Source organism: Candidatus Desulfofervidus auxilii, from assembly GCF_001577525.1.
Classification (GTDB): Bacteria; Desulfobacterota; Desulfofervidia; order Desulfofervidales; family Desulfofervidaceae; genus Desulfofervidus; species Desulfofervidus auxilii.
The window spans coordinates 320,590-326,589 of sequence record NZ_CP013015.1; the positions used below are offsets into that span (position 1 = coordinate 320,590).

The following is a 6,000-nucleotide window of genomic DNA, read 5'->3' on the forward strand; positions in this document are numbered from 1 at the left end:
TTAAACAAACAGTGCTCATTTTTATGTCTATACCTGTATTGACCCCCAGTCAATGTTCTCTACAAAAGGATTAATTAAAGAGAACTATAAACAGGTTTCATGGGAGAAGGCTCTCTCCAATTGAGCTAGGGAAGAATAGCAAACACACGGGCAGGAAATCCAGAACCTCTTTGTGGTTTTGGGAAACTCACAATGACTATAGCCCCTTTTTCAGGCACTTTGTCTAGATTTGCTAAAAGCTCAATTTGATAATGATTTTTGGATAAAATATACATCTCACATTCATAAATGCCCTTACTAGTCTTAATCCCTGGGTCTGTGTCCAAAGTAGCTACTATAATCATTTTTAACTATTTCTTCATATTAGACCCCTTTTATCTCAAATACTCCTCTGCTTGATAAGAACTACGGACATAAGGCCCACTAGCGACATAGAGAAAGCCTAATGCTAAGGCCTTTTTTTTATAATAATTAAACTTATTGGGATGAATATATTCCTTTACTGGAAATGCCTTTAAGCTAGGTGGTAGATACTGGCCTATACTTAAAAAATCACAATTTACTCCACGAAGGGCCTTAAATACCTCTAACACTTCCTCCTCTCTTTCACCAAGACCCAGCATAAGAGCTGATTTGGCATAAATACCTTTAGTTAATGTTTTAATATTTTTTAATACTTCCAAAGAACGGGAATAGTTTGCCATGGAACGCACATAAGAATACAACCTGGGCACTGTTTCCAGATTGTGCCCAATGATATCTGGTTTTGCCTCTATTACCTTTTTAATTGCTCGTTTGTTTCCTTTAAAATCTGGGATAAGGACTTCAATAATAATGTTTTTCATCTTCTCTCTGATGCTAAAAATAGTCTTGGCAAAATGTTCAGCCCCTCCATCTGGGAGGTCGTCCCTAGTCACACTAGTAATTACTACATGTCTCAAACTTAATCGGTAAACAGCTTCTGCTACCCGGTCTGGCTCCTCTGAGTCTACTGGTTTAGGTCTCCCCTTTTTTACTCCACAGAAAAGGCAGTTTCTAGTGCAGATATCTCCCAAGATTAGAAACGTAGCCCTCTTTTTGGAAAAACATTCAGAAATATTGGGACAATGTGCTTCCTCACAAATAGTATGCAGATTCAAATCCTTTAAAAGCAACTTTAAGGCACGGCATACTTTTAAATCAATCTTTTTATTCAGCCAGGCTGGTTTTTTCACCTCTTAAGGTTCCAATCATCAGTAGCGTACTTTTCTTTTTTTAATTTAAGGGCCAATTTTTCCTCTTCAGGAATAAGCCCTTGTTCTATTAAATCTATAGAAAAAGTTTCTTTAAAAGATTTTTTAATAGTATCTGCAAGCTCCTCAAACGTTATTTCTCTGCCCAAGGCCTCTGTTAAAGAACAAACTTTTTCTTCCAATCCATCTATTTTGTTCCGTAAATAGGGCATAAAAATGTCTGTTTTTAGTTCTAAAGGAATAGAACCATGTTGAAAGATTAAATCTCTCTTTCTCTTCTGAGCGTTACCGCCTATCTTTTTACCCCCTACCATAATATCATAGTCCTCATAAGAACTAAAACAGAACGGAGATTTTCCTAAAGCAGGCGGTTTAATATCAATCGCAAAATGTGGGATAAGTCCTAATTTTTTATAGGTATTTAGGAGAAAAGAACATATAATTTTAAATCCATCTTTAACTGAACCAAAGGCATTAATCTCTTGCTTAAAACAAGTCAAACTGTAAGTTACTTCTAAATGATGAAAAATGATTCCCCCTCCAGTGATTCTCCTTACAAATAGAACTCCCTCTTTTTTACATCTTTCTAAGTCCAACACCTCTTCGGCTTTCTGGGAATAACCTATGGAAAAAGCAGGTGGATTCCAGCCATATATCCTCAAGGTAGGTAATACTCTCCCTGAACTATAATTCAATAATATTGCTTCATCTATAGCCATATTGGTATATGGGTCGCAAAGGCCCGAATAAATAAATCGCCATGGTTTCATTTTATAGACTTTTGAAAATCAATGAAGGTTATATGGTTTTTCTAAATTTTTCTTGTAACTTGTGATAGACTATATCAGGCACTAAGCCTTCCACATTACCCCCTAGCCTGGCTGCCTCTTTAACAATGGTAGAACTTAAAAAAAGCCACTTAAAATCAGTCATCAAAAATACTGATTGGATATTTCGATTTAAACGCCGATTCATTAAGGCTAACTGCAATTCGTAGTCAAAATCAGATACAGCCCTAAGACCTCTTAAGATAATATTAGCTCCTTTTTTCTGGACATAATTCACCAGCAAACCTTTAAAGATATCTACTTCTACCCTATCTGCTTCTGAAATAGTTTCTAAAATTGCCTGCTTGGTCATTTCTAATCGCTCATTTGCCGTAAAAACAGGTTTTTTATCCGGGTTTTCAGCAATAGCCACAATGATTTTATCAAAAATCAATAACCCTCTCTTCACTAAACTCAAATGCCCATTAGTAATAGGGTCAAAAGAACCAGGATAAACGGCTGTGGTTTCCATTTTTCAATTATTTTTTTAAAAAAGTAATGTTTGTTTGTCCATATTGTTTAAGGGTAACCAAAGAAAAATCCATAAATGAAAATTTTTCTTTAGGAGAATGTTCAATAATAATCAGTCCTTCTTTAGAAAGAAGTTGGGGGTTGAACTTGATTAAGCGAAGTGTTTTTTCCACATAGTTTTTTTCATAAGGAGGATCCATAAAAATTATCTGAAAAGTTTGGCTTAAAAAATTCAGACCTCTTAGGACATCACGTTTATAAAAAATTGCCTGTGTTTCTATGCCTAAGTTTGAAAGATTCCTTCTGATGATTTGTATGGCAGCCTGGCTTTTATCTACAAAAACAACCTGTTTTGCCCCCCGGCTCAAGGCCTCTATGCCTAAACTGCCCGTGCCTGCATATAGATCCAAAACATTGGCTGAAGACCAGATATCAGGAAAGATATTAAAAATAGCCTCTTTTACTATATTACTCGTAGGTCTTATAAAAGAAACGGTGGATGAGGATAAACGTCTGCCTTTGTATTTACCTGTAATGACACGCATTTATAAATATTTCTCCAAAAGAACTTCCGCAATTTGGACAGCATTAAGGGCTGCTCCTTTCCTAATATTATCTGATACCACCCACATGGCAATACCATTTTCAAAAGCCAAGTCTTTTCTTATTCTTCCCACAAATACCTCATCTTTACCTGCTGCCTCTATGGCCAGAGGATAAAGATTTTTACTTGGGTCATCTACTACTTTTACTCCCGGGGCCTTAGCCAAAAGACTCTTTACTTCCTCTGGAGAAATGGGTTTTTCTAGCTGCATGTGCACTGCTTCTGAGTGGCTATAGAATACAGGCACTCGGATACAAGTAGCACTGACAGTAATGGTTTCATCTTCCATGATCTTTCTGGTTTCAAAAAACATCTTCATTTCTTCTTTGGTATATCCATTTTCTAAAAAAACATCTATATGGGGCAGACAATTAAAGGCAATCTGATAAGGATAAACTTCGCAGGTAACAGGTTGGAGATTAAATAATTCCCTTACCTGTCTTTCTAGTTCATCTATAGCCTTTTTACCTGTGCCAGAGACGGCTTGATAAGTAGCTACAATTACCCGCTTTATCCGGGCTACATCATGAATAGGTTTTAACGCAACTACCATCTGGATGGTAGAACAATTAGGATTAGCAATAATTCCCCTGTTTTTATATTGAGCAATGGCATGGGGATTGACTTCAGGCACCACTAAAGGAATATCTGGTTCCTGCCTAAAGGCAGAAGAATTATCTACTACTACTGCCCCATGGTGGGCAAAAATAGGGGCAAATTGCTTACTTATACTTGCACCTGCTGAAAATAAAGCAATTTTTATGTCTTTTGATTTTACTGCTTCTTCGGTTAGTTCTTCTACTTTTATTGCTTCTCCATGAAAGTTAATCTTTTGACCTGCTGTCCTTTTAGAGGCAAAAGGATATAAATTCTTTACAGGGAACGCCCTTTGTTCCAAAGTTTTAACCATTTCATTACCCACAGCACCTGTTGCTCCTACTACAGCCACATTTACTTCTTTCATAAAATATCCCCCATGCTTAGAAATACAACTAATGAACAAATTTTATCTTTTTTCAAAATATTGTAAAGACCCCAAAATCCACGATTGATTTTTGGACACCTGTCCACCATTTATGGGTCTCAGTATATTACATTGCAAAATACCTCTATAAAATGTATTTTGTAGGTTAGACTCCAATTTCTCAAAGACTTTATGGTCTCACAATAAATTTGCCATATTGGCTAAAGTGACCATCAAAGGTAAAAGCGGTATCAATATGAAGGTATTCCATTAAGGCAAAACTGGTACAATCTGTAAAACTAAATTCTTTATCAGCAAATGATTTAAATATACGCCATGCCTCTTCAAGAAGTTCTGAGGTCATATATTCTATCTGGATAATGCGACTTGCCCGGATATCTTCACCAAACTGGACAGCAACAGCATGACCTGCCCGAAGGCGAATAATGGTGTAACTTTCATCAAGAACATAATCAGTAGTAATCAGGCCCAGCCCCGACTGGAGAATAGTATCTCTGTATGCCAGAGCCTGTTTGTGATAAGCATCCCTTCGATTCTCTATGGCCAGGAATGCAGAAGTATCTATGAAGATCATCTGTTTTTGCCATATAGATAAAGGTCGTGCTTTTCAGCTAGATCATCCGGCCCATCAAAGGAACCACGTCTCCGGAACCAGGGGTCATTTTTATAGGTTTTTTTAAGTTCTTCTGTAAGGGATTGACGGTGCTTTGCTATAAGCTCTCTAATCAGCCGGGAGATGGCAATTCCTCTTGCAGTAGCCTCTTTGCGGAGAAATTCATATTGATCTAAAGGTAGCTCAATATTTAATCTTTTAACTGGCATCTCTAAACCCCTAAAGTTTCTATGTACATACATATCATTGGGATTATATCTTGTCAATATCCCTCTTTATATTTCTTAGGACTTCGTCAAAGTAATTTTAACGGAGATCCAAATGTTAAGCGCACCTGTCTGCCGACAGGCAGGATGGCTCAATGCAGAATGCAAATTGATAAATGCAAAATCGCCTTCTGTTAAATTGGAACGTTAGCACGTTTACACGTTTGCACGTTAGAACGTTAACACGTTGGAACTGGGAAATGGGAATTTCTATTTTCTATTTTCTGTTTCCTATTTTCTATTTTCCTTTTCCTATTTCCTTCTTTATGCACGTTAACACGTTTACACATTCACACATTTACACGTTAGAATTGGGAATTTCTGTTTTCCGTTTCCCGTTTTCTATTTTCTATTTTCTGTTTTCTATTTTCTTAACTGTATTTTGTAGGTTTGAACTTTCCATTTAAAAAGTCAAGTAAAAAATGGAAATATTTTTTAAGCAGCCTTCTCCATTTCCTCCTTTAAGATATAGTCTCGATCTTCTTTTAACATCTTAAAAATAACTTTTATCAATTGTCTAGCAAGGCAGCGCAAGGCATGGTTATGCTCTTTCCCTTCAGTCCGTTTTTTAGCATAGTAAGTAGCGGATTCTGAAACATACCGAATTGTGCAGCCCGCAATTTCAATCATAGTTGCTTTACATATCTTATTAGCCTTATATACAACTCTTGTCCTTTTGTGTTTACCAGACTCATCATCTATACAGGCTACACCACAATAGATCGCAAGTTGCCTCTCGTTTTTAAATCTNTTGATATCTCCAATTTCTCCGACCAATCTGCTTGAAAGCTTTGTTCCTACTCCTGAGATACTTTTTAAACGCTTGACCTCAGAACTCTTTTCTCCTAGCTTTTCCAGCTTCTTATCCAACATCTCAATCTCCTCTTTTAGTTCTAAAATACGCCGAGAATGAGATGATATAATCGTTTTGTATATATCTGCCAGTTCTTCGACGTATTTTGTGTTGCGAAGACTTTCTAACATTAAAGAGGCCTGTTTTTT

8 protein-coding genes and 2 pseudogenes are annotated in these 6,000 nt (G+C 36.6%); all 10 read right to left on the bottom strand.

The genetic code is table 11. From position 1 onward, the window contains the following. Positions 1-125 precede the first annotated feature (125 nt). A pseudogene (locus HS1_RS01670) lies at positions 126-329 on the bottom strand (cyclase family protein); the annotation flags it as partial. A 45-nt stretch (positions 330-374) separates the two neighbouring features. Beyond that, positions 375-1,214 (bottom strand): lipoyl synthase, encoded by an 840-nt coding sequence (gene lipA / locus HS1_RS01675; RefSeq protein WP_066060434.1) that lies wholly within the window; start codon positions 1,212-1,214, stop codon positions 375-377. Then, the gene (locus HS1_RS01680; RefSeq protein ID WP_066060435.1) at positions 1,211-2,002 is read right to left on the bottom strand and encodes a lipoate--protein ligase family protein; all 792 of its coding nucleotides are present in this window, start codon (positions 2,000-2,002) and stop codon (positions 1,211-1,213) included. The genes lipA and HS1_RS01680 overlap by 4 nt, the downstream gene beginning before the upstream one ends. 28 nt (positions 2,003-2,030) lie before the next feature. Then, entirely contained in the window at positions 2,031-2,531 is a 501-nt protein-coding gene (gene coaD, locus HS1_RS01685) for a pantetheine-phosphate adenylyltransferase (protein ID WP_066060436.1), read from the bottom strand. Between the two features lie 7 nt (positions 2,532-2,538). Next, on the bottom strand, positions 2,539-3,075 hold the full coding sequence (gene rsmD, locus HS1_RS01690; RefSeq protein ID WP_066060437.1) for a 16S rRNA (guanine(966)-N(2))-methyltransferase RsmD: 537 nt from the start codon (positions 3,073-3,075) through the stop codon (positions 2,539-2,541). Further along, positions 3,076-4,098: an aspartate-semialdehyde dehydrogenase gene (locus tag HS1_RS01695; RefSeq protein WP_066060438.1), complete on the bottom strand. Its 1,023-nt coding sequence runs from the start codon at positions 4,096-4,098 to the stop codon at positions 3,076-3,078. Positions 4,099-4,288: 190 nt separating this feature from the next. After that, positions 4,289-4,693, bottom strand: a complete 405-nt coding sequence (locus HS1_RS01700) for a type II toxin-antitoxin system VapC family toxin (protein ID WP_066060439.1) — start codon at positions 4,691-4,693, stop codon at positions 4,289-4,291. Beyond that, the gene (locus HS1_RS01705) at positions 4,690-4,941 is read right to left on the bottom strand and encodes a hypothetical protein (RefSeq protein WP_156469345.1); all 252 of its coding nucleotides are present in this window, start codon (positions 4,939-4,941) and stop codon (positions 4,690-4,692) included. Before HS1_RS01705 ends, HS1_RS01700 begins: the two co-directional genes overlap by 4 nt. Positions 4,942-5,433: 492 nt before the next feature. Then, positions 5,434-5,748: transposase (locus HS1_RS13540; RefSeq protein WP_245669979.1), on the bottom strand; the 315-nt coding region annotated here is incomplete at its 5' end. 1 nt (position 5,749) lies between these two features. Beyond that, a pseudogene (locus HS1_RS13850) lies at positions 5,750-5,982 on the bottom strand (hypothetical protein); the annotation flags it as partial. Positions 5,983-6,000 lie beyond the last annotated feature (18 nt).

What these genes read in the sequence shown, in the direction of transcription:
- HS1_RS01680 (WP_066060435.1), bottom strand. Translation starts at nt 2,002, where the DNA reads ATGAAACCATGGCGATTTATTTATTCGGGCCTTTGCGACCCATATACC.
- coaD (WP_066060436.1), bottom strand. Translation starts at nt 2,531, where the DNA reads ATGGAAACCACAGCCGTTTATCCTGGTTCTTTTGACCCTATTACTAAT.
- rsmD (WP_066060437.1), bottom strand. Translation starts at nt 3,075, where the DNA reads ATGCGTGTCATTACAGGTAAATACAAAGGCAGACGTTTATCCTCATCC.
- HS1_RS01695 (WP_066060438.1), bottom strand. Translation starts at nt 4,098, where the DNA reads ATGAAAGAAGTAAATGTGGCTGTAGTAGGAGCAACAGGTGCTGTGGGT.
- HS1_RS01700 (WP_066060439.1), bottom strand. Translation starts at nt 4,693, where the DNA reads ATGATCTTCATAGATACTTCTGCATTCCTGGCCATAGAGAATCGAAGG.
- HS1_RS01705 (WP_156469345.1), bottom strand. Translation starts at nt 4,941, where the DNA reads ATGCCAGTTAAAAGATTAAATATTGAGCTACCTTTAGATCAATATGAA.